The 21,238-nt window shown below is 38.3% G+C and carries 20 protein-coding genes and 1 pseudogene (1 of these 21 only partly in view); 9 read left to right on the top strand and 12 right to left on the bottom strand.

What is annotated here, in order from left to right; genetic code table 11:
* The 6 genes from mtnA to IIC38_01370 all read left to right on the top strand — a co-directional run.
* On the top strand, positions 1–155 hold the 3' end of the coding sequence (gene mtnA, locus IIC38_01395) for an S-methyl-5-thioribose-1-phosphate isomerase (GenBank protein MCH8124609.1). 895 nt of this gene lie to the left of the window's left edge; the window shows 155 of its 1,050 coding nt (coding positions 896–1,050); its start codon lies beyond the left edge, outside the window; it ends in the stop codon at positions 153–155.
* A 75-nt stretch (positions 156–230) separates the two neighbouring features.
* Entirely contained in the window at positions 231–1,331 is a 1,101-nt protein-coding gene (locus tag IIC38_01390) for a tetratricopeptide repeat protein (GenBank protein MCH8124608.1), read from the top strand.
* Positions 1,332–1,513: 182 nt separating this feature from the next.
* Positions 1,514–2,083 carry an outer membrane beta-barrel protein gene (locus IIC38_01385; protein MCH8124607.1) on the top strand — a complete coding sequence of 190 codons (570 nt, stop codon included), beginning with the start codon at positions 1,514–1,516 and terminating at the stop codon, positions 2,081–2,083.
* Positions 2,084–2,250: 167 nt separating this feature from the next.
* Positions 2,251–3,063 (top strand): undecaprenyl-diphosphate phosphatase, encoded by an 813-nt coding sequence (locus IIC38_01380; protein MCH8124606.1) that lies wholly within the window; start codon positions 2,251–2,253, stop codon positions 3,061–3,063.
* 6 nt (positions 3,064–3,069) lie between these two features.
* On the top strand, positions 3,070–3,537 hold the full coding sequence (gene smpB / locus IIC38_01375) for an SsrA-binding protein SmpB (GenBank protein MCH8124605.1): 468 nt from the start codon (positions 3,070–3,072) through the stop codon (positions 3,535–3,537).
* 325 nt (positions 3,538–3,862) lie between these two features.
* Complete coding sequence (locus tag IIC38_01370; protein ID MCH8124604.1) at positions 3,863–5,056, top strand: tyrosine--tRNA ligase; 1,194 nt, start codon at positions 3,863–3,865, stop codon at positions 5,054–5,056.
* Between the two features lie 47 nt (positions 5,057–5,103).
* Here IIC38_01370 and IIC38_01365 read toward each other — a convergent pair whose 3' ends face one another.
* From IIC38_01365 to aceE, 6 genes are all read right to left on the bottom strand, one after another.
* A complete protein-coding gene (locus tag IIC38_01365) occupies positions 5,104–6,270 on the bottom strand; it encodes a hypothetical protein (protein MCH8124603.1) in 1,167 nt (388 codons plus the stop codon).
* 72 nt (positions 6,271–6,342) lie between these two features.
* Positions 6,343–7,029, bottom strand: a complete 687-nt coding sequence (locus tag IIC38_01360) for a hypothetical protein (GenBank protein ID MCH8124602.1) — start codon at positions 7,027–7,029, stop codon at positions 6,343–6,345.
* Between the two features lie 96 nt (positions 7,030–7,125).
* Positions 7,126–7,743, bottom strand: a complete 618-nt coding sequence (locus IIC38_01355; GenBank protein MCH8124601.1) for a hypothetical protein — start codon at positions 7,741–7,743, stop codon at positions 7,126–7,128.
* Between the two features lie 31 nt (positions 7,744–7,774).
* Positions 7,775–9,202 carry a dihydrolipoyl dehydrogenase gene (gene lpdA, locus IIC38_01350; GenBank protein MCH8124600.1) on the bottom strand — a complete coding sequence of 476 codons (1,428 nt, stop codon included), beginning with the start codon at positions 9,200–9,202 and terminating at the stop codon, positions 7,775–7,777.
* A 66-nt stretch (positions 9,203–9,268) separates the two neighbouring features.
* Positions 9,269–10,615, bottom strand: coding sequence for a 2-oxo acid dehydrogenase subunit E2 (locus tag IIC38_01345; GenBank protein ID MCH8124599.1), 1,347 nt, complete (start codon positions 10,613–10,615; stop codon positions 9,269–9,271).
* 56 nt (positions 10,616–10,671) lie between these two features.
* A complete protein-coding gene (aceE, locus tag IIC38_01340) occupies positions 10,672–13,347 on the bottom strand; it encodes a pyruvate dehydrogenase (acetyl-transferring), homodimeric type (GenBank protein MCH8124598.1) in 2,676 nt (891 codons plus the stop codon).
* Positions 13,348–14,022: 675 nt separating this feature from the next.
* Here aceE and IIC38_01335 point away from each other — a divergent pair.
* Positions 14,023–14,853: an enoyl-ACP reductase gene (locus IIC38_01335; GenBank protein MCH8124597.1), complete on the top strand. Its 831-nt coding sequence runs from the start codon at positions 14,023–14,025 to the stop codon at positions 14,851–14,853.
* 40 nt (positions 14,854–14,893) lie between these two features.
* Here IIC38_01335 and IIC38_01330 read toward each other — a convergent pair.
* Both IIC38_01330 and IIC38_01325 read right to left on the bottom strand, forming a co-directional pair.
* Positions 14,894–15,183, bottom strand: a pseudogene (locus IIC38_01330) (type II toxin-antitoxin system RelE/ParE family toxin).
* Positions 15,183–15,401: an addiction module protein gene (locus IIC38_01325; GenBank protein MCH8124596.1), complete on the bottom strand. Its 219-nt coding sequence runs from the start codon at positions 15,399–15,401 to the stop codon at positions 15,183–15,185. Before IIC38_01325 ends, IIC38_01330 begins: the two are co-directional and overlap by 1 nt.
* Before the next feature lie 175 nt (positions 15,402–15,576).
* Between IIC38_01325 and IIC38_01320 the strand changes: the two genes are divergently transcribed.
* The gene (locus tag IIC38_01320; GenBank protein MCH8124595.1) at positions 15,577–15,879 is read left to right on the top strand and encodes an SDR family oxidoreductase; all 303 of its coding nucleotides are present in this window, start codon (positions 15,577–15,579) and stop codon (positions 15,877–15,879) included.
* A 267-nt stretch (positions 15,880–16,146) separates the two neighbouring features.
* Here IIC38_01320 and IIC38_01315 read toward each other — a convergent pair whose 3' ends face one another.
* The 4 genes from IIC38_01315 to modA form a co-directional block, all read right to left on the bottom strand.
* A complete protein-coding gene (locus IIC38_01315) occupies positions 16,147–17,025 on the bottom strand; it encodes an ATP-binding cassette domain-containing protein (GenBank protein MCH8124594.1) in 879 nt (292 codons plus the stop codon).
* Positions 17,026–17,262: 237 nt separating this feature from the next.
* Complete coding sequence (modB, locus tag IIC38_01310) at positions 17,263–17,934, bottom strand: molybdate ABC transporter permease subunit (protein ID MCH8124593.1); 672 nt, start codon at positions 17,932–17,934, stop codon at positions 17,263–17,265.
* A gap of 1 nt (position 17,935) precedes the next feature.
* Positions 17,936–18,340 carry a TOBE domain-containing protein gene (locus IIC38_01305; protein MCH8124592.1) on the bottom strand — a complete coding sequence of 135 codons (405 nt, stop codon included), beginning with the start codon at positions 18,338–18,340 and terminating at the stop codon, positions 17,936–17,938.
* A complete protein-coding gene (modA, locus tag IIC38_01300; protein ID MCH8124591.1) occupies positions 18,337–19,098 on the bottom strand; it encodes a molybdate ABC transporter substrate-binding protein in 762 nt (253 codons plus the stop codon). Before modA ends, IIC38_01305 begins: the two co-directional genes overlap by 4 nt.
* A gap of 829 nt (positions 19,099–19,927) precedes the next feature.
* Here modA and IIC38_01295 point away from each other — a divergent pair.
* Positions 19,928–21,148 (top strand): molybdopterin molybdotransferase MoeA, encoded by a 1,221-nt coding sequence (locus IIC38_01295; GenBank protein MCH8124590.1) that lies wholly within the window; start codon positions 19,928–19,930, stop codon positions 21,146–21,148.
* The last annotated feature ends 90 nt before the right edge of the window (positions 21,149–21,238 follow it).

Below are 21,238 nucleotides of genomic sequence, written 5' to 3'. Positions count from 1 at the left end.
TCGAATACAAAATTACAACACCTAAAAATGTTCAAACATTTAATCCTGCGTTTGATATAACCCCTAATTTACTTATCAATGCGTTTATTACGGACAAAGGTGTTATAACACCACCTTATAATGAAACCGCCTTGAAAATGCAATTAAATTCTTGACATATTTTTAAAAAAATATTAACTTCTACGGTTAAAACTAATTTAAATAATATCACTAAATTCCCGGAGGAAGTTGTGAAACTCTTAAAATTTATCTTTGGATTGGTGGCTATATTTGCCATAATCACTCATATAGGTTGTCAAAGTACAGCCTCCACATCAGCAAAGTTGTATATACAACAGGAAGAATATGATAAAGCAATAGAGCAGTTACAATTGGAAGTTGCTGCGAATCCAGAAAACACCGAAGCTTTTTATTTCCTAGGGTATTGTTACTCCCGCCAAAATAAGTTTGAAGAAATGAATGATGCTTTCGATAAGTCACTGGCAATTTCGAATGCCCATGAAAATGAAATTAAATTTGAACGAACAAAACATTGGCAAAATAATTTTAACAGGGGTGTACGAAAGTTTCAAAATAATGAATTCACCGAAGCAATTGCAGACTTTAAAACTGCAATGATGATTGACCCGACACAAGCCGGTACATATAAAAATTTAGCAATCTCCTATGTTCGTGTAGAAGACAACGAGAATGCAACTAAATCGTATAAAAAAGCATTGGAATTAGATACGAGCGATGTTCAGCTGTCGATCAATTACGGATACCATCTTTATAATACCGAGGACTATCAAGGAACTATTGATATAATGAATAAAGCCTTGGAATTAGAGCCTGGAAATAAAGATGCCATTAAGTATGTTGCACTTTCCTATAGTATGTTAGGTGATAGTGACAAAGCTATGGATTCCTATAACGCAGCTTTAAAAGATAACCCGGAAAATCCAGACCTTTACTTCAACAGAGGACTTCTGCATTACAAAGCAGAATCTTATGAAGATGCAGTAGTTGATTTTAAAAAGGTGACTGAACTTAATCCGGAAGATGGTACGGCAAAAATGCATCTTGGAACTTCTTATATGTATATTGGAGAGAAATTTCAAAAAGAACGGCAAGAGCTTGAAAACAATAACGGCAGTGCATCAAAAATTAATGATTTAAAATCAAATGAAAAAGCAAACTATGAACTATCTAAGCAGTACCTAGAAGAAGCTAGTACAATAGATGTCAATAATTCCAATCTCTGGTATAATCTTGGCGTTGTTTATGTAAGGTTAGGAATGCCTAAACAGGGAGAGGCTGCCTTTAAGAAAGCTGATGAACTTAAACAATAAAAGAAAATAGAATTACTAAGAACCCTGCTTCAACAGCAGGGTTTTTTATTTGATATGCATTTAGATGAAAATAATTATTACTGCTCAGATAACAAATAAATTGACAATAGACGAATAAATCGCTAAATTGTGCACTTTCAAAATAAAAATATATTAATCACTAACCTAATGGAGGAGGTATAATGAAATCCATTTTTAGATTGCTTGCTATAGCTATATTTATTTTAAGCTTAACAGGTATGTCTTACGGACAGATGAATATTGGGTTTAAGGGTGTAGGCGCTAAGTTTGGTATTGCGGGACCTGATGGCGTTGATGGTAGTCCAATTATGTTTGGCGGATTAGTTGATCTGGGAAATATTACAGACGCCATTCGATTTGGTGCATTTGTTGATTATTGGTCCAAATCTATAGGCAGCTCAGATGGCAGTTCAAGTGCAGAGGTTGATTTTTCCGCATTAACGATTGCTGCAATGGGTTATTATTATTTTCCGAATGAATCCAAAGCTGCCCCATATGTTGCAGCCGGACTTGGGTTTATCAGGTCAAAAGTTGGTTTCGATTTTGATTTAGGAGGATTTCTATCTGGATCTCGATCTGCCTCAACGACAGATCTTTCAATTAGTGTCGCCGGCGGAGTGGATTTAGAACTTTCCCCTAAAGCAACTGGGCGGGCAGAATTTAAGTATAATTTGGGTGGTATTGATTATTGGGCCATTACTGGTGGCGTAATCTTCGCAATGGGAAATTGACCCTATCAATTTTAAGTACCTCACTAATAAGCTCCGTCCTCTTTAAAGTCGGAGCTTTTTTTATGCTTATACCATTACTTTATTTATATCTTGAACTTAACTATTAAAACACTTATCCTTCAGCCTGTTATTGATTACACGATCAACCAAAAAGTCAGACATGATCAATGAGTTGGTATGAAGCGATTTTATTAGGATTGGTACAAGGATTGACTGAATTCCTGCCGGTAAGCAGTTCCGGCCATTTGGTTTTAACACAACATTTGTTGGGTTTGCATCACCAAAACATCACATTTGAAGTATTTGTCCATTTTGGAACTTTAATGGCTGTTGTGTTAGTTTTCAAAGCTGACATTTTCAAAATGACAATCTCTGTATTTGGTTTCTTTAAGAATCTTTCAAATCCTAAGTATTATTTCAAAGAAAATTCGGATTTCAAAATTGCGACTTACATTATTTTAGCATCTATTCCTGCAGCAATTGTTGGTCTATTTTTTATTGATTTTTTGGAAAATATTTTTTCGTTACCTTTTTGGGTATCAATAATGCTTCTCATTACCGGAGGTATTTTGCTTGCTACGAACTTGACATCTACTAAACACTCATCCGTCAAACTTCCGGACGCAATGGTAATGGGTTTGGCTCAAGCATTTGCGATCATTCCGGGTATTTCCCGATCCGGTTCTACAATCTGCATGGCTATGTTTATGGGTTTAAACAAAAATGAAGCGGCTCGGTTTTCTTTCCTATTATCGTTACCGGTTATCTTCGGTGCAACAATTTTGAAGTTTTTTGATTTATTGGAGCAATCCCCTAAATTTGAACAATTCTTTCCGATGTTGATTGGAACATTTGTTGCTTTTATTTCCGGGTATTGGGCAATTCGATTTTTGTTAAATGCAATCCGTAAAGGAAAAATAAGTTATTTTGCATATTATTGCTTTGCTGCAGGTATTGTTGGAGCCATTTATTTTTATTGATTTATTATGAAGGACAGTGACATTAAAATAATAGCCATAAATAGAAAGGCTAGACACGATTACAATATTTTGGAAAAGTATGAAGCAGGTATTGTTTTAACCGGAACTGAAGTTAAATCCGTGCGACAGGCAAAAATCAATATTAAAGATAGTTACGCATCGATAAATAAGGGTGAAGTCTTTTTATATGGAATTCATATTCATGAATATTCTCATGGCAATATACACAACCATGAACCTACACGAACTCGAAAATTGCTTCTACACAGAAAAGAGATTGATAAACTAACAGGAAAAATTATTGAAAAAGGTTTAACCCTGATACCGCTAAAAGTATATCTAAAACGAGGCCGGGTTAAAATTGAGTTAGGGTTAGCCAAAGGCAAAAAAGAATATGACCACCGAACAGATATTCAGAAACGTGATTTAGATCGTGAGTTAAGAAGAGAAATAAAACACAAGGTACGATTTTAATCATATTGAGTTGTTTGAAAGTTTAATTTAAGAATGTTAGGAATTCCGAATCTCTAAATACGAAATCCGAAGCAAATAAAAATTACTAAATCACAATATGTTAGAACAAATAAAGTAAAAGTGGTTTGTTGAATTAAATATTGGAATTTGTAATTTGTTTAGAAATTAGAAATTAGAAATTAGAAATTAGAAATTAGAAATTAGAAATTAGAAATTAGAAATTCGGATTTCGCATTTGGTCTTGAGGATCATAAATCTAAGATTTAATCAATTATTTACCTAAAGAGAGTAAATTAGTTTGTCATTCCCTAGCGTTGAAGAACAAATGCACCACCTTCGTAGAGGTGCGGAAGAAATAATTCCAGAAGAAGAATTAATCCTAAAAATTGAGAAATCAATAAAGGAAAACAAACCGCTCATCATTAAGGAAGGTTTTGACCCAACCGCGCCTGATTTACATCTTGGACATATGGTTTCAATTCGGAAGTTGAAACAATTCCAGGATTTGGGTCATACCGTTATCTTTTTGATCGGCGATTTTACGGGTATGATTGGTGATCCATCCGGTAAGAAGGAGATGCGTAAGAGGATGACCCGGGAAGAGATTCGACAGAATGCGGAAACCTACAAAAAGCAGATATTCAAAGTTCTCGACCCGGATAAAACCGTGATCGATTTTAATAGCCGGTGGTTACTGCCGTTAAATTTCGAAGACATTTTGACATTAACATCAAAGTACACTGTTGCCAGGATGCTGGAACGGGATGATTTCTCAAAACGCTATAATGATCATCGTCCAATTTCGGTAATGGAATTCCTCTATCCTCTTGCCCAGGCGTATGATTCCGTTGCACTCAAGGCTGATGTTGAGCTAGGCGGGACAGACCAAAAATTTAATTTGCTGGTTGGCAGGGATATTATGCGCGAGTACGGGCTTGAGCCGCAAGTTATCCTGACCCTGCCGTTACTGGTCGGGTTGGATGGTGTCGAGAAAATGAGTAAGAGCCTGGGTAATTATATCGGTATCAATGAGTCACCGACAGAAATGTATGGTAAAACCATGTCTATTACTGACAACATGATCTTAACCTATTTTGAACTCGCAACGAACATACCCGATTCTGAACTTCCCAAAATTAAGACACAGCTTGAAGACCCAAAGATCAACCCCCGTGAAATCAAAGCCAGACTTGCGTTTGAAATTGCCAAAACCTATCATGGAGATTCACAGGCCAAAAAAGCAGAAGAGGAATTCAATCGTGTTTTTCGAGAAAAATCGCTGCCAAGTGAGATGCCTGAATATAAATACGACGCATCTTCCGGAAAAATCTGGATTGTAAAACTTCTCTCTTCCCAAGGTTTAACATCTTCAAATGGTGAGGCCAGACGGCTCATTCAACAAGGGGCTGTTAGTTTGAATGGCGAAAGAATCTCGGATCCGGATTATGAACTAGCACCAACGGAAGAAACCATCGTTAAAGTGGGAAAGCGCAGGTTCTTGAGAATAGTTGTGAAATAACGAGTAATCAAACCAAACCTCTCAGGTTTCCAAAACCTGAGAGGTCTCTACCTGGAACTCTGTGGTGTACTTGCTTTAAATAGTTCTAGTTTTGTACCTGCTTCAAATTTGAATTTTGCTCCCATTATTTCTTCAACTGGTATTTGTCTCCCTCTATAATTTAATAGTGTTGGGAAAGAATCTGTATTCGGACCTCCACTAAATATTGTGAATTCGTATTTCGGATCCGGGGTTTCACCTTGCATTAGCATAATGAAAGTAATAAATTCTTCAAACACTGTTCCAGGATGTAATGACGTTGTGATAATTCTCCCGCTTGTTGCGTAATGAGGACCAATTGAACTTAATGGATTGTCATTAGCTCCTGATGAATTTGCCAAACCAAATTTAGCAAATAAATAAAAAAATGGTGTACCTAAGTCAGCTTTTAGAGAATCTCTTAATGCAACTTCATCTTGTATAGAATTTACTGTTCTATGATACCAGTTTGTATTCATATCTGGCAATTCAATTTGATACTTACCATGAGTGCTTTTAAGTGCATGAACATTAATATTTTTCACTAATGCTAATAATTCATTAAATTTAGAATCATCAGCATTGAAATATTTCATGGGGACAATGCCGTTTTTTACAATTTCTGGTGAAAAATCCGTAAGATGAGCGCTGATGTTTGGGGCGTTCTCGTCAATTATACCATCATTTTGTATTTTAATTACTTTTCTCACAGGAAAATCTCTATCGAAAGCATACAACACTCCTAAACTATCGGTTGCACCATTAGGCACAATAGCGTAATAAAGCGGCAGAATTTGCGATCCATCTCCAATAATTATTTCTTTGTCATTTTCTGCTATGGTAATGTCTGATGCGAATCCATCTTGGTTAGTTTTCCCCAAAGGTGTTCCATTGGCACGGTAAATAGTAACATTTCGCAAAGTATCGTTTGTAACAGCTTCTAACAATTGAAAATATAGCATGATGTTTATAGCATCCATGCTTCTCGTGAATTCTGCAGGGCCCTTTACTTTTAAGGTGTCCATAACATTGATGAATCCATCTTTTGTTGCCAAAAGTTTGTATAATTCGTTTATACCATACGGTTTCACTTCATTATTTTTTTTTGATAAGCTTCCTGAAAAAATAGTAGTAGCAGAGTACGGTGTTGCAATTGATGCTTTTCCTTGTCGGAATTTTCCTCTGTACGTGATCATTTTTGAAATGGCACCTTCTGCTGTTTCAACAATTAACCAATACCGTCCTTTTGCAACTCCTCTAAAATCAATTTACGATTCATAATTTCCTGGATTGAGCTCTACATTTTTTTGTGATGCTACTTCTCGACCCCTTACATTTATTAGTTTGACATTTACTACTTCGCGTTTTGAAAGATAAAACTGGAATTGGGATTGACCTTTTGTAACACTAGGATATGCTTCAGTAAGTGAAAAATCAAGAGGTGGTCCTCCATTATTATCCTTAACATCAGTAAAGACATCTTGAAAAATTATTTTTCCATCTAAACCAGTTTGACCGCTATAAGAAAAACTGTTAGTTATTCCTTCAAGAGAAACTTGCACTCCAGGTAAGGGCATTCCAGAACCATTATGTAACATTTCAATAGTTATATCTGCTGTTGCCGTTGTTTTTGCAAGTTGACCATGCTTCTTATTATATGATTCTGATGAATGTTGTGAGCTATTCAGCAGTTGATTAGCATTATTTTGTGCACCTTGACTTTTTGCTCCTATATTCAAATAAAATAAGAATGCCGCTGCAGCAAGTCCGGTAAAAATCGTACTATATTTTGATGATGTAGCCTTATTACTATTACTAGCTAGAGCAGTAAGATCTGCATTTGGTATTTGTGTTGGAAAATAATTTGATTTAGAAATTTTTAAGGGTAAGCCTGATTGACCTGTTTCATACTGAAAAATTGGCCTAGAATGAATTTTATTTTTATAGCGACTCATCTCTTTATTATGATTTATCTTTTTCGTTTTGCTAGGATTTATATTTTCCCAAACCTCTCAGGTTTCCAAAACCTGAGAGGTTTTATCTGGATACTCCTATTCAATCAAATATTTCTGTACTTCCCTAAAATCAACCAACATAGACTGATGATAATTGACAAATTCCGTCTTACCTCCAAACCAATCCAGCACCTCCCGCCTCTTTAATTTTGTCTGCTTGTCATCTGTCATGCGATAATAGGAACTCCAATGATAGTCCCATAATTGTTCACAAATCCCATGATGGACCGGGTTCCTGTGAATATAGTATATCATTCGAATTAAGTAACTATCTTTATCAATTTCAATTTTCTTGAACTTTTTCTGGAAAATACTTCCAGTGCGGTTTTCCTGTTTGTTGATGGCTTTTGTATACGCGTTAAACAAGTTGGAGAACGCCTGGCTGACTGGATTGCGCTGATAATCTAAACCCCTCAGGTCTTGAAGACCTGAGGGGTTTTCATGGTCTTTCACCCTGACCAGAAGATGGAAATGATTAAACAATAGACAATATGAATAAACTTCTAAATAAGGAGATAAATATTGATCAAATTTTTTAAGGAAGTATGCATAGTTCTCGTCAGAAAAGAAGGTCCTTTCTCGATTGTTGCCACGGTTAAAAATATGATAGTATTTGCCTACCTCAAATGATTGTGACATAACGGTTGTGGACACAAACCTCTCAGGTTTTTAAAGTCTGAGAGGATTATCTCCTCTTTGGCTTATACACATGCGTGCTCTGACCGAAAAAAACCTCTGCTGATTCCATGATTGTCTCGGTTAACGTTGGATGTGGATGAATCGTTAACTTGATATCATCAACAATCGCAGCCATCTCGATGGCCAATACACCTTCTGCGATAAGCTCCCCGGCTCCCGGCCCAACAACCCCAACTCCTAAAACCTGTTTTGACTTCGGATCGATGATTAATTTCGTTAATCCATCACTGCGCCCCAGTGTTATTGCTCTTCCTGAAGCAGCCCAGGGAAAACTGGCAATTTCAACTTCAATATTTTGTTCTTTTGCTTCGTTTTCAGTTAGTCCACACCAGGCTAACTCCGGATCAGTAAAAACAACGGCAGGAATGGCTGCCGGTTCAAAGGCCACTTTATGACCTGCGATTACCTCAACTGCTGTACGACCCTCATGAGATGCTTTGTGTGCCAACATCGGCTCTCCGGCAACATCACCAATTGCATAAATTGATGGTTCAGCAGTTCGTCTCTGGGCATCAATTTCGATGAAACCCTTTTCATTCACTTTTACCGTTGTATTCTCTAAACCAAAGTCTTCAGAATTTGGACGTCGGCCAACCGAAACCAAAACGTTTTCATAAATCTTTTCTCCTTCCGAAGCATTCTTACCTTCAAATTTTACCTTGATCCCGGATTTTGTCTCCTTAATTTCCGTTACTGTGGTTTCCAGCATTATGCTATCAAATTTTCTTGACAACCTTTTATTCAATTGCCTGACCAAATCCAGATCGGCGCCTGGCAACAATCCAGGCATCATTTCAACAACAGAAACTTTTGTTCCAAGCGCCGCATATACAGTCCCAAGTTCAAGCCCAATATATCCGCCGCCAATGACCAACATGGTTTTCGGAATTTTTTTAATTTCCAAAGCTGTTGTAGAATTCAATACGTTTGGTGAATCGATACTCAAACTTGGAATAACTGATGGTCGAGAGCCAGTTGCGATAATCGCATTCTCAAAAGTTAGTTGTTCTTCACTGCCATCGCTTTTGGAAATATGAAGTGACTTATTATTTAGAAATTTTGCGCTGCCCTGAATATAGTTAACTTTACGCTGTTTGTTCATTTGACCTAGTCCGCCGGTAAGTTTCCCGACAACCTGATTTTTCCATTCACGCATTTTATCAATATCAATTTTTGGAGTAGAGAATTCCAAACCCCAATCCTTTGCCTCCTCGGCTTCTGTAATCACTTTAGCAACGTGCAGCAGTGCTTTCGATGGAATACATCCGACGTATAAGCAAACCCCACCAGGGTTGGCTTCTTTATCTATAAGAGTAACCTTCATACCTAAATCAGCAGCTAAATATGCCGCGGCATAACCACCAGGTCCAGCGCCAATAATGACCAATTGAATGGAATTAGCGTTGTCAGTCATTCTTCATCTCCAAGAATATTAAATAGTGATTTATAGTGAAAAACATAAGGAAGAGAGGAATGTATTTTAGCCCTCCAGAGAAATCAGGAACGGCTGCTCAAGAGCGCCAACGGTCCATCTTAAAAATCTTACTGCCTCAGCGCCATCTATGACGCGGTGATCGTAAGATAATGAGAGTGGCAGCATCAACCTTGGAATAAATTCTCCATCAATGTAAACCGGCTCCATTTTACCACGTGAGACGCCGAGAATAGCAACTTCCGGAGAATTGATAACAGGGGAGAAATAAGTGCCTCCCAATCCACCAAGGTTAGAAATAGTAAAGGATGCACCTTGCATTTCTTCAAGTGATATTTTTTTATCCCTGGCTTTTGCCGCTAACTCTGCTAGTTCAATTGAGATTTCTATAATATTTTTCTGATCGACATTCCGGATTACCGGTACCAATAATCCCCTCTCAGTGTCTACCGCCACTCCAATATGAAGGTAGTTTTTGTAAATAATTTCATTGTTCGCCATATCGACACTGGCATTAAATTGTTGATAAAGCTTTAATGCAGAAGCAACAATTTTTATCAGGATTGCAGTCGTTGTTAATTTTGCACCAGCTTGCTCAACTTTCTTGCCAAACTCTTTTCTGAATTTTTCAACATTGGTGATGTCTGCCTTGTCATATTGGGTAACATGGGGTATGGTCGCCCAGGCATAACTTAAGTGGTGAGCCGTCTTCCTGCGAACGTTGCTCATCGGTTTTCGTTCGATTTCGCCCCATTTGGAAAAATCAGGTAAAATTTCAACCTGAACAGACGCCAATGGTGAACCGCCTTGCAACAATTTCTTGGAATGATTCTTTATATCGTCAGCAGAAATTCGTCCTGATGGTCCGGACCCTGCTACTTGATTAATATCGATGCCAATCTCACGCGCGAGTCGACGAACTGAAGGAGCTGCAGGTGCAACATTTCTTGGTCCTGAAGGTCTGTCAATGGGTTTCTCTACTGGCAGTTTGGCTTCGACCTGTGGAACTTCGGCAGCTTCCGGTTTGATTTCAGCACTCGAACTTTGTTCAACCGGCTTATCTGGTTCATGTGGTTCTGATTCAATAACATCTTTGGCTTCTTCTTTTGTTGGCGCGTCTTCGACAGCTTCCTGTTTTCCTGCAATCGTATCCCCACTATTTACATCGACTAATAAAACTACAGCACCCACTTTTAAACTTTCACCAGCCTTGACATGAATTTTGGTTACTTTACCACTTACCGGGGATGGAACTTCAACCACAGCTTTATCCGTTTCAAGTTCTATAATTGGCTGCTCCAGATCGATGGTATCTCCAACCGAAACCAAAACCTGGATAATGTCACCAGCTTCAATGTTTTCCCCAAGTTCCGGCAGGCGTACTTCACTACTCATATTAATTCTATCCTATTCTAATTAAAAAAGTTAAACGTTATCTTTAAGGAATCTCCTTAAACAAAAAGTGGATTCGCTTTTTCCTGGTCGATATCAAGCTCCTTAAATGCCTTTTTCAACACTGTAAGCTTTATTTTGTTTTCTTTGACCAGATTGTAAAGCACTGCAACAGTAATCCATCGTGCATCAACCTCAAAATGATTCCGCAACGCCTCTCTTGTTTCGCTTCTGCCAAAACCGTCCGTTCCAAGGGGCATCAATCGACCAGGCACCCACCTGGAAATTAATTCAGGCAATGCTTTTAAATAATCTGACACCGCTACAAAAACGCCTTTTTCTTTTTCTAATAATTTTGAAATGTAAGACACTCGAGGATTCTCATCCGGATGCAACATATTCCAGCGCTCCGCATCAAGTGCATCACGGTGTAGCTCTTTATAGCTGGTAACACTCCAGACGTCAGTGGCTACATTGTAATTCTTTTCCAACATATCTTTTGCTTTTATGGCTTCATTCAAGATTGTACCACTGCCAAACAGATGTGCTTGTAATTTCGAATCTTTCTTTTTGGATTTTTCAAGGCGATACATGCCTTTGAGGATCCCTTCTTTAACGCCTTTTGGCATGCTCGGCATCGCATAATTTTCGTTCATAACAGTTATGTAATAAAAAACAGATTCTTGTTTCTCATACATCCGATAGATGCCATCTCGAATGATGACGGCCAACTCATATGCATATGCAGGATCGTAAGTAACTAAGTTTGGTACCGGATAGGCCAGCATATGGCTATGTCCATCCTGATGCTGCAGCCCTTCACCATTCAGCGTGGTCCGCCCTGCGGTTCCACCGATAAGAAATCCCTTGCACCGAATATCTCCAGCGGCCCAGATCAGGTCACCCACTCTTTGCAAACCAAACATGGAATAGAAAATAAAAAACGGAATCGCATTAATACCGTGGGTTGCGTAAGCTGTACCTGCCGCAATAAAAGAAGATATCGATCCGGCCTCAGTAATTCCTTCCTCTAAAATTTGGCCATCCTGCGCTTCTTTATAATAAAGGAGACTGTCTTTGTCAACCGGCTCGTAAAGCTGTCCAGCATGGGCATAAATACCAACCTGACGGAATAAAGCTTCCATACCAAAAGTTCGGGCTTCGTCCGGCACTATGGGAACGAGTAATTTTCCAATGTCAGCATCTCTGAGCAACTTTGCTAAAATGCGAACAAAAACCATCGTGCTGGAAACTTCCCTGCCATCAGTACCTTTATAAAACTCTTCAAATACTTTTTCACTCGGAGTTTTTATTGGTTTCACTTTCACCGATCGGGACGGAAGATAACCACCTAGTTTTTTTCTGCGCTCATGCAAATAAGTTAACTCCGGACTATCTTCTTTCGGCTTGTAAAAGGCTTCTTCAGCAACTTCTTTATCGGAAATAGGAATGCCGAACCGGGATCGAAAATCCCTCATTTCGTCTTCATTCAGTTTTTTCTGTTGATGGGTTATATTCTTCCCTTCCCCACTTTCACCCATGCCATAACCCTTGACCGTTTTGGCAATAATAACCGTCGGTGATCCTCTATGTTCTACCGCTGCCTTATATGCCGCATAAACTTTATCCGGATCGTGACCACCGCGCTTCAATTTCCTGATCTGTTCGTCGGAAAGCCCTTCCACAAGTTTTAATAATCGAGGATCTTTGCCAAAAAAGTGTTGCCTCGTATATTGGCCCGATTCAACAGTATATTTCTGGTATTCGCCATCCACTGTTTCTTCCATCCGGCGAATAAGAACACCATCGTGATCGCTCGCTATTAATGGATCCCAGTCACCTCCCCAGATCAATTTAATGACATTCCAGCCCGCACCACGGAATGTCGCCTCAAGTTCCTGAATGATTTTACCGTTACCTCGAACCGGTCCATCCAATCTTTGCAAATTACAGTTGATCACAAAAATCAGGTTGTCTAATTTTTCTCGTGATGCCAGCGTAATGGCTCCCAACGCTTCAGGCTCATCTGTTTCACCATCGCCGAGGAAAGCCCAGATTTTTGAGTTTTTTGTATCCTTTAAACCTCGATCCGCTAAATACTCGTTGAATCGAGCCTGGTAGATTGCCATGATCGGGGCAAGTCCCATAGATACCGTTGGAAATTGCCAAAATCCCGGCATCAGCCAGGGATGCGGATAAGACGACAAACCACCTTCCGGTTGCAATTCCCTGCGAAAGTTTATTAGCTCAGTCTCTGAAATTCTTCCTTCCAGAAAAGCGCGAGCATAAATTCCAGGGGAAGCATGTCCCTGGAAAAAGATAATGTCGCCATCGTTGTTTTCGCCGCCTGCTCGAAAGAAATGATTAAAACCCACTTCAAGCAAAGTTGCTGCTGACGCATAAGTGGAAATGTGACCACCTATACCACTTTCAGTTCTATTTGCTCTGACGACCATGACCATGGCGTTCCAGCGAATAATACTTTTTATGCGGCGTTCGATCTCCCTGCTGCCAGGGTATGGCGGTTGATCTTCCACCGGAATTGTGTTAATATAAGGGGTATTAGCCGTAAATGGAATGGAAATTCCGGATTTCTGTGCATGAACTTGTAATTGCCGCAATAAAGTCCGAACTCTATCTGCGCCTCCTGATTGGATCACATAATCTAGAGATTCCAACCACTCATGAATCTCAATATCGTCTTCAGTTAGTAGATCATAGTGATTGTTATCCATTTACGTTTCCTTTTTTATTGATATTTACTGGAGATAAAATCCAATGCCCAATTCGAGTGAATCCTCAAAGAAGAAATCAAATTGCATTCTTTTTTTGTTTAAAAAACAGTCAAGAAAGTAAACGATTTGTGGTACAAAATCAAATATTTGTAAAGTGGTCTTAAATGTATTCAATTTGACATCATTGAATTAATACGTTTCGGAAAGATTAACCTGGAATATTCAAGGCTGAGATTGCTAAGAAACATAGAGATCAAATAAAAACAAACAGTTAAAAGAACGCATTGGTCTTCAAAGTAATTTAAATTGGAAAAAAGAAAATCTGAGGTTGGGTCTTATAAAAACAATCAGCGCCCAGTGAACACTGCGATTTATGAACTAGGTTGGTTAATGATTTTTAGTTTGAATTTTAAAATAAAATTCGTCATATTTGCAAACTTAAATTTAAATTTGCAAGGTTATTCCGGCTACCTGGCACCTTTCGATATGCAATCATTGAAAAATATTGATTGCTACTCGGGATGCTCGTTGTTCGATTTAATTCGCTTCAATAAAAAGCATCTTGAGTAACCGACTTCGGTCGGTGTTATCGAAGAGTGCCAAGTTTGATCTCTCGTTAATTGATGTTGCGAGAACCACTTTTAAACAAACTAAAAGAATTAGGAGCGTTCATCGATGAATGAAAAAAGTTACGGCTTACTAAAAGGGAAAAAAGGAATTATCTTTGGGCCATTGGATAAAAGCAGTATCGGTTGGCAGATTGCCCTCGCCGCTTATCGGGAAGGCGCCCAATTTGCGGTTTCCAATATCAAAGTTGCATTCAGACTAAGTAATATTGAAGAATTATCAAAACAATGTGGCGATGCTCCCTTAATTACCTGCGACGCCAGCTCTACAGAAGATTTAGACAACACTTTTGCTGAAGTTAAAAGCCAATTCGGTTCAATCGACTTCATTATTCATTCCATTGGCATGTCTCCTAACGTTCGTAAGAAAAAAGGCTACCAGGAACTGAATTACGATTGGTACCACAAGACACTGGATGTTTCTGCAATGTCATTGCATCGAATGATCTCAGCGGCAATGCAAGCGGAGGTGCTGAACAATGGCGCTAGTATAGTTGCCTTAAGTTACATTGGCGCCCAGAGAATCTTTTCAAAATACTCAGACATGGCCGATGCGAAAGCTTTGCTTGAAAGTATAGCCAGAAACTTTGGATCCAGGTTAGGCAATCGAGGAATTCGTGTGAATACTATCTCCCAAAGCCCAACAAAAACCACAGCAGGTAGCGGCATTGAGGGATTCAATCACCTGTACGATTTTGCGGAAAAACTATCCCCTCTCGGAAATGCCAGCGCAGAAGAATGCGCCGATTTGGTTGTTGTATTACTCTCCGATTTAACCCGGAAAATCACCATGCAAAACATTTATAATGATGGCGGTTTTAGTTCCATGGGAATTAGTGATGCGCTGATAGAATCTGTGTATGGTGAGAAGGATAGTTGATTATTCCGAAGGCAGGATAAGCGGAGGATAATAACTTGTTTTAAATACTATTTATCCAGTACCCTGGTCTTCTGTGTTGGTGAGCTATTGCAAGAATGACGATGTCGGGAGATTGTAAAGAATATAATATTTGTAGGGAAATTTGTGAACTAAGCATTTTCTGATTTCGCTTCTTTCAAATGGCCATGCCTTTGGGTACTTTATAATGCGATCAATGGCTTTTTGAATTTCTTTTTTAAACCTTCGACCTAATCCTTGTTGTTCTAATTCATAGAAGTATATTGCTTCTTCGAGTTCTTTATGAGCAAAGTCGGATATTTGAATTTTCATTACTTTGTATTTTTTTCATCAAATATTTCCTCATATGATACCGTTTTTAATTTTCCTTGTTTGTAGGCTTCTAACCGTTTTTCTGCCTCAATAGCCCAAATTCCATCAATGGTTTTGTCAGGCTCGTCTAGACTATTCAATAATCCTTCAATTAATAAAAACTTATCAGCAGGTTTCATTTTTAAAGCTTGTTCAAGAATTGTTTTTGGATTTCCCATAGAAAACTCCTCGTGCTTGTTCTTGGTCGAGATTCGTTAAGTAATAAATAGGAAATATTAACTACTGAATCAAATAAAGATTTAGCTGATTGAGCGCTAATTTTTCTTAAAAGTCTATTCGGATAAGTGCGGAGCCACCCAACTCTAATCCATCCACAACACCGAGTATCCCGACATGTCCGATGTGAAAGCTTTGCTTGAAAGTATAGCCAGAAACTTTGGCGCCAGGTTAGACAATCGAGGAATTTGTGTGAATACGCTATCGCAAAGCCCAACAAAAACCACAGCAGGTAGCGGAATAGAGGGCTTCAATCATCTCTATCTCTATGACTTTGCGGAAAAATTATCTCCCCTCGGTAATGCCACAGCAGAAGAATGCGCCGATTTGGTCGTTGTGCTGCTATCTGATTTGACCCGCAAAATCATCCTACAAAATATCTATAATGACGGCAGTTTTAGTTCAATGGGAATTAGTTAGTGATGCATTGCTGGAAAGTGTGTATGGGGAAAAGTGAAAGTGGTTTATTCTCATGAAACTTAAGGGTTAGTTTGAAAACGAAGAGACTTTATTTGAGAACTGAACTTATCGCGTAACATTCGGACATAGATTTGTTCACTCTTAAATCATCCGCAAATACTCGCTCGATGTACGGTGCAAACTTAATGCTCGTGTTCATAACATGCGTGTAGTCCATTTTTTCTATAGTTTAATTATATTTCCCCCACCCAACACAACCGAGAACCCTTAAGGATCAATTTTCATCAAAATCGGATTAAACGCCTTCGAGGAAACCACCACTCGATCACCAATATTGAATTGCCGCGCTTCTTCATCTGAAGCAATTACTTTTACAATGTTATTTCCAATAGAAATTGTTGCGATATAAACGACATCACTTTTTTGCAACGCCAGGATTTTGCCTTCAAACTTAAATTTACCGCTTAATTTCCTGTCTATGAAAATATCAGCAGGATTTCCGGTCTTGGTGATTTTTCCTTTATCAATCACAAACACTCGGTTCGATAGTTTAAATATTTCCGCGAAACTGTGGCTAACCAGGATCGTCGTGATGGCAAATTCGTGATGGATCTTTAAAATTTCATCTTGCAGCTTGGATCTCATTTCCATATCCAAAGCTGATAAAGGTTCATCGAGAAGGAGAAGTTTTGGTTTGCGTACCAAAGCACGAGCCAAAGCAACCCGTTGTTGTTGTCCTCCTGAAAGCGAATTGGGCTTACGGCTTGCCAGGTTTTCCAGGCCCATTAATTCTAACAAAGTATCGATGATTTGGAAATCCTTTTTTGAATCTAACGAATATTCGAGATTTTTCCGCACGGTCATGTTGGGAAATAAAGCATAGTCCTGGAAAACCAGACCGATCCCTCTTTGTTGGGGAGTTAAATTCACGCCATGTTTACTGTCATACCAGACTTCATCATCGACATGGACCGTGCCAAAATCGGGATTCAACAATCCCGCTAAAATCCGTAGTGTCGTGGTTTTGCCCGCACCGGATTTACCATACAAGGTAATGAATTCATTATCATTAATCTCCACATCCAGGTTCAGTTGAAATTCACCTTCTGGATCTTGTAGGGTTTTTGTAACTTTAATTTTTATCATTAAATTATGAAAGATATTTATCTTTTGGGTAAGTTTGTTTATATGGAACCCTTCCGGGGTTCTTCAATTTTTATTGGCGAATAGTGTTACAAATATTTACCCTACCGCGGTAATTGTGGATACAAATTCACCAAAAATAATCGTCTTTTCCTTTTTTTTGGTTTTTTCTTTTATCTTTTTTCTTTCTTCATTCTTCTTCCTCCGTGTCCTTCATGTCTCTTTGAAAATATTTCAATCCTAAAATGCCTTCAAATACCTGCGATTAAAAATATAAACTGCAAGTAAAATGACAAACGTGATCGCAAATAAAATCAATGAATAATAATGTGCATTGTCATAATTGAGGGCTTCCACCTCGTCGTAAATAGCTATTGAGGCAACCCTGGTTTTACCGGGGATACTCCCACCAATCATCAAGATCACGCCAAATTCACCAACAGTATGTGCAAAACTAATGATGATGCCGGTTATTAAGGATGGCTTAATATTAGGGATCAGCACATGCGTAAACGTTTTCAGTTTAGATTTTCCCAGTGTGTAAGATGCCTCCATAATAGAAGCCGGTAAACTCTGCAATCCTGCTTGAATGGGATTAACCATAAATGGTAAACTATAAATCATGGAAGCGACCACAAGTCCTTCGAATGAAAACACCAATTGAATATCAAAAACCGATAGCAAAAATCTGCCAAAGAAATTTTCCGGATTAAAGGCAATGAGCAAATAGAATCCGATTACGGTTGGAGGCAGAACGAGTGGCATACTCACTAAAGTTTGCAGCAAATATTTACTTTTATTCTTCCAATACGTTAACCAATACGCCAGGGGCAATCCGATTAACAAAAGGAAAAAAGTTGTAATGATAGCGAGTTTGAATGTCAGAATTAGTGGCGACAGGTTGAATTCCAATTCAATCTCCCTCTAAAATTGAAACTTCATTCGCTTTGATTAATCCAACGACTTCATCCCCTTTCTCCAACTTCAAACGATTTGCCGAACGAGTTGTGATGATGGATCCAATATCGACTCCTTCATAATCTAAGACTAACCTGGTTAAGACTTCACCCTTTTCAATATGTTTAATAATTGACTGAACCCGGTTCCGTAAACTTATTTCACCGGAAAGATTCTTACCGATAGCAACCTCAGTTTCCTTGAATAAAATGGTCACTTGATTTCCAATTTTTAGATAATCAGCTGTCTCGGGAGTCTCAATAACCACACACGAAAAAATATCGTTTTTGACTTTTAAATCAACCAATGAGATATCTTTTGAAGAATCGATCCGAACAATTTCAGCCTTGAGTTTATTCATGGCAATCGGTAACCGTTCTTTTTGAAAATATCTTTGGCCCTATCTGAGAAAAGGAAATCATAAAATAACCTGCTCTCTTCAGGATATTTTTGTAGTCCATGCTTCAAAATAACCACACCCTGATCGATTGGCATATAATCGGCTGGATCAATTTCCAGCCATGCGCCTTTCCCAAGCAATTTCTCGGACAACACCGCAGATTTTGCCGTGAAGCCGATATCCACCACTTTGGAATCCACGTACTGATTAACTTGTGCAATACTTCCGGCATATACCAGCTTGTCTTCGATTGCATCAAAAATTTTGTGGAGATGTAAAACTCTCAAAGATTCCCGGCCATAGGGAGCGGTTTTAGGTTTGGCTATAGCAATTTTCTGTACTCTTTCATCTTTTAAAACCGAGACCAGATCCATCAATTCCAGATCTTTTCGTGTCCACAATACCAAACTGCCATGTGCATAAATTTCAGGTTCTGTAACAGCTTTTTTATTTGCAAATAAGAATTCAGGATATTTCATGTCTGCAGACAAAAATACATCAAAGGGAGCGCCATTATTAATTTGAGCCGTTAACTTTCCGGATGAACCGATCACTGTGTTTAGTGGAATGCCTGTTTTTTTGGTAAATTCTTTTTGAATTTCTTCCATGGTAAACTGAACATTTGCGGCAACCGCAATAGTTAGTTCTTGTGCATAGACCTGGATTGCTAAACTCAGGAAGAAATTAAAAAGTATTATTATTTTTGTGATAGACTTCATATTCTAATGTTACTTTTAAGCCTTGCAATTTAAACAAATGCGTACTATTATTCAAACGTTTATTGGCTAGGGTCATTTAACAATTACAAAACTCAAGGAGGAAAAATCTTGCCTTTTACAAGTTATATTTTTTGGATCAATAGATTTCTCATCGTAAACTCCGTTCGACTACGTTCACGACGCTGCCTCGAAACGACAGCTAATTAAGGTATTTTCAGAATGTTTATTACATACTAACATTTCTCACTTGAAAATAACGGAACTGGATCAATGTTGACATTATATTTAGCGATATATTCAAACAGTTCAAAATCTTTTTCTTTCTGGTCTTTAATGATTTATCTACGTACTTTTTCAATTAGGAATCGAAGTTTATCTAAGGAAATATTTCAATAATCTTACGCCAAAAATATTGAATGAATGCTTTATTTTAAGACGTTAAATTTCTCATAAAATGTTGATTGATTCAGATAAAAATCAGTTTAAAAAAATATTTCTTTAATTTCAATATAAACACAGAACGTATGTAGATAGAAGAATGATGGTTATAAAAACAGCTAAAGCGGTTGAAACCATTCATAATCCTATTAACACCTGGCTTAAGCCAGGTGTTAATGACAAAAAAACAATAAGTTATAACCGTTTCAACGGTTTTAGAAGCACTAGCCATTTTTATTTATCGCTTTATAAATCTTGTTCATCATGCTAATCCTGTCTGATCGCATTTCCGTTTTAGTCTGTGCAAGTCTGTGGCAAAGAATAAGTACGCCATTATTATGATGATCCAAAAATAATCTATAATTGTAAATCTTCAGTTGGAGTATCCAATATGATTTCAATACAAGAAGCATCTAAAATCATTCAAGATCATTTACCGGAAAAAGAAATAACTTCGGCAAAATTGCAAGATGCGTTAGGGTTAATATCTGCAGAAGATATTCTTGCACCGGAGCCTTCACCCCGTTATACCAACAGCGCCATGGATGGCTTTGCATTGCGATGGGATGATATCCGATCCACTTCATCTGCAAACCCGGTGTCTCTCAAAATCGTTGGAGAAAGCCAGGCGGGAATACCATTTCAGGAAAAATTAATATCGGGTAAAGCTGTTAGAATCAGTACAGGCGCCATGGTGGCTGAAGGTGCTGATACGGTTGTCCCAATTGAAGAAGTAGAAGTAACCGGCTCAATGGTTAAGATTTTGCAGGTTAAAAAGAAGGGACAAAATATTCGCTATGAAGGTGAGGAATTTAAAGCAGGCGATCTTCTAATCCCCAAGGGTATGGAAATCCATCCCCCCCAGATTGCTTTATTGGCTTCAGTAGGCTTATCTCAATTATCCGTCTATGCGAGACCACAAGCAGCCATAATTGTTACCGGAACTGAACTTGTCCCATTTGATCAGCCTGTACAACCTTGGCAAATTCGCGATTCAAATGGAATCATGCTGTCCACAGCACTGCAACAATCCGGCGGTTTAGTGAAAGCCGTGGAAAAAGTTCCTGATAGCCTGGATCAAACAGTCGAATTACTTGAGCGGATTATGGAAAATTGCAACCTCATCATTTTATCTGGCGGTGTTTCAGTGGGACCTCACGACCATATTAAAGAAGCGGTACAGAAAGTGGGATTCGAAACTTTATTTTGGCGAGTTCGGATAAAACCAGGCAAACCGCTTCTGTTCGCTAAAAAAGAGAATACTCTTTTGTTTGGATTACCCGGAAATCCCGTTTCAGCATTTATGTGTTATTCCTATTTTATCCATCCAATGATTCATCAGCTATGTGGAAAAGTTAAGACCGCTTTCCCCTTGCAAGCGGAATTACAAGAGCCTATTCAAAACAAATTAAACAGAGCTCATCTTATGCGTGTTCAAATCACAACAAATTCACAAGGAAAACCAATAGCTTATCCTTTGGAGAAACAAGGTTCGCACATGATTTCGACCATTGTCAATGCGAATGGGTTTATACTCATTGATGCTGGTGTATCTTTGTACGAGGGCGAACTTATCGACGCTTTTTTATTTCCCTGGGTGGTAACAAAGTAACAAAGGCACAAAGGCACAGAGTAACAAAGAAAAAAAGAAAAAATAGATGCATTGACATTTTTTATTTGCGATAAGTTATTAAAACCTTCG

This window comes from candidate division KSB1 bacterium, assembly GCA_022566355.1.
Taxonomy (GTDB): domain Bacteria; phylum Zhuqueibacterota; class JdFR-76; order JdFR-76; family DREG01; genus JADFJB01.
Note: the sequence above shows the minus strand (reverse complement) of the source record. Positions and strands in the feature narration are given on the sequence as shown.

Coding starts and splice junctions, on each gene's coding strand:
- IIC38_01385 (MCH8124607.1), top strand. CDS start 1,514: ATGAAATCCATTTTTAGATTGCTTGCTATAGCTATATTTATTTTAAGC.
- IIC38_01380 (MCH8124606.1), top strand. CDS start 2,251: ATGAGTTGGTATGAAGCGATTTTATTAGGATTGGTACAAGGATTGACT.
- smpB (MCH8124605.1), top strand. CDS start 3,070: ATGAAGGACAGTGACATTAAAATAATAGCCATAAATAGAAAGGCTAGA.
- IIC38_01370 (MCH8124604.1), top strand. CDS start 3,863: ATGCACCACCTTCGTAGAGGTGCGGAAGAAATAATTCCAGAAGAAGAA.
- IIC38_01365 (MCH8124603.1), bottom strand. CDS start 6,270: ATGATCACGTACAGAGGAAAATTCCGACAAGGAAAAGCATCAATTGCA.
- IIC38_01360 (MCH8124602.1), bottom strand. CDS start 7,029: ATGAGTCGCTATAAAAATAAAATTCATTCTAGGCCAATTTTTCAGTAT.
- lpdA (MCH8124600.1), bottom strand. CDS start 9,202: ATGACTGACAACGCTAATTCCATTCAATTGGTCATTATTGGCGCTGGA.
- IIC38_01345 (MCH8124599.1), bottom strand. CDS start 10,615: ATGAGTAGTGAAGTACGCCTGCCGGAACTTGGGGAAAACATTGAAGCT.
- aceE (MCH8124598.1), bottom strand. CDS start 13,347: ATGGATAACAATCACTATGATCTACTAACTGAAGACGATATTGAGATT.
- IIC38_01335 (MCH8124597.1), top strand. CDS start 14,023: ATGAATGAAAAAAGTTACGGCTTACTAAAAGGGAAAAAAGGAATTATC.
- IIC38_01325 (MCH8124596.1), bottom strand. CDS start 15,401: ATGGGAAATCCAAAAACAATTCTTGAACAAGCTTTAAAAATGAAACCT.
- IIC38_01320 (MCH8124595.1), top strand. CDS start 15,577: ATGTCCGATGTGAAAGCTTTGCTTGAAAGTATAGCCAGAAACTTTGGC.
- IIC38_01315 (MCH8124594.1), bottom strand. CDS start 17,025: ATGATAAAAATTAAAGTTACAAAAACCCTACAAGATCCAGAAGGTGAA.
- IIC38_01305 (MCH8124592.1), bottom strand. CDS start 18,340: ATGAATAAACTCAAGGCTGAAATTGTTCGGATCGATTCTTCAAAAGAT.
- modA (MCH8124591.1), bottom strand. CDS start 19,098: ATGAAGTCTATCACAAAAATAATAATACTTTTTAATTTCTTCCTGAGT.
- IIC38_01295 (MCH8124590.1), top strand. CDS start 19,928: ATGATTTCAATACAAGAAGCATCTAAAATCATTCAAGATCATTTACCG.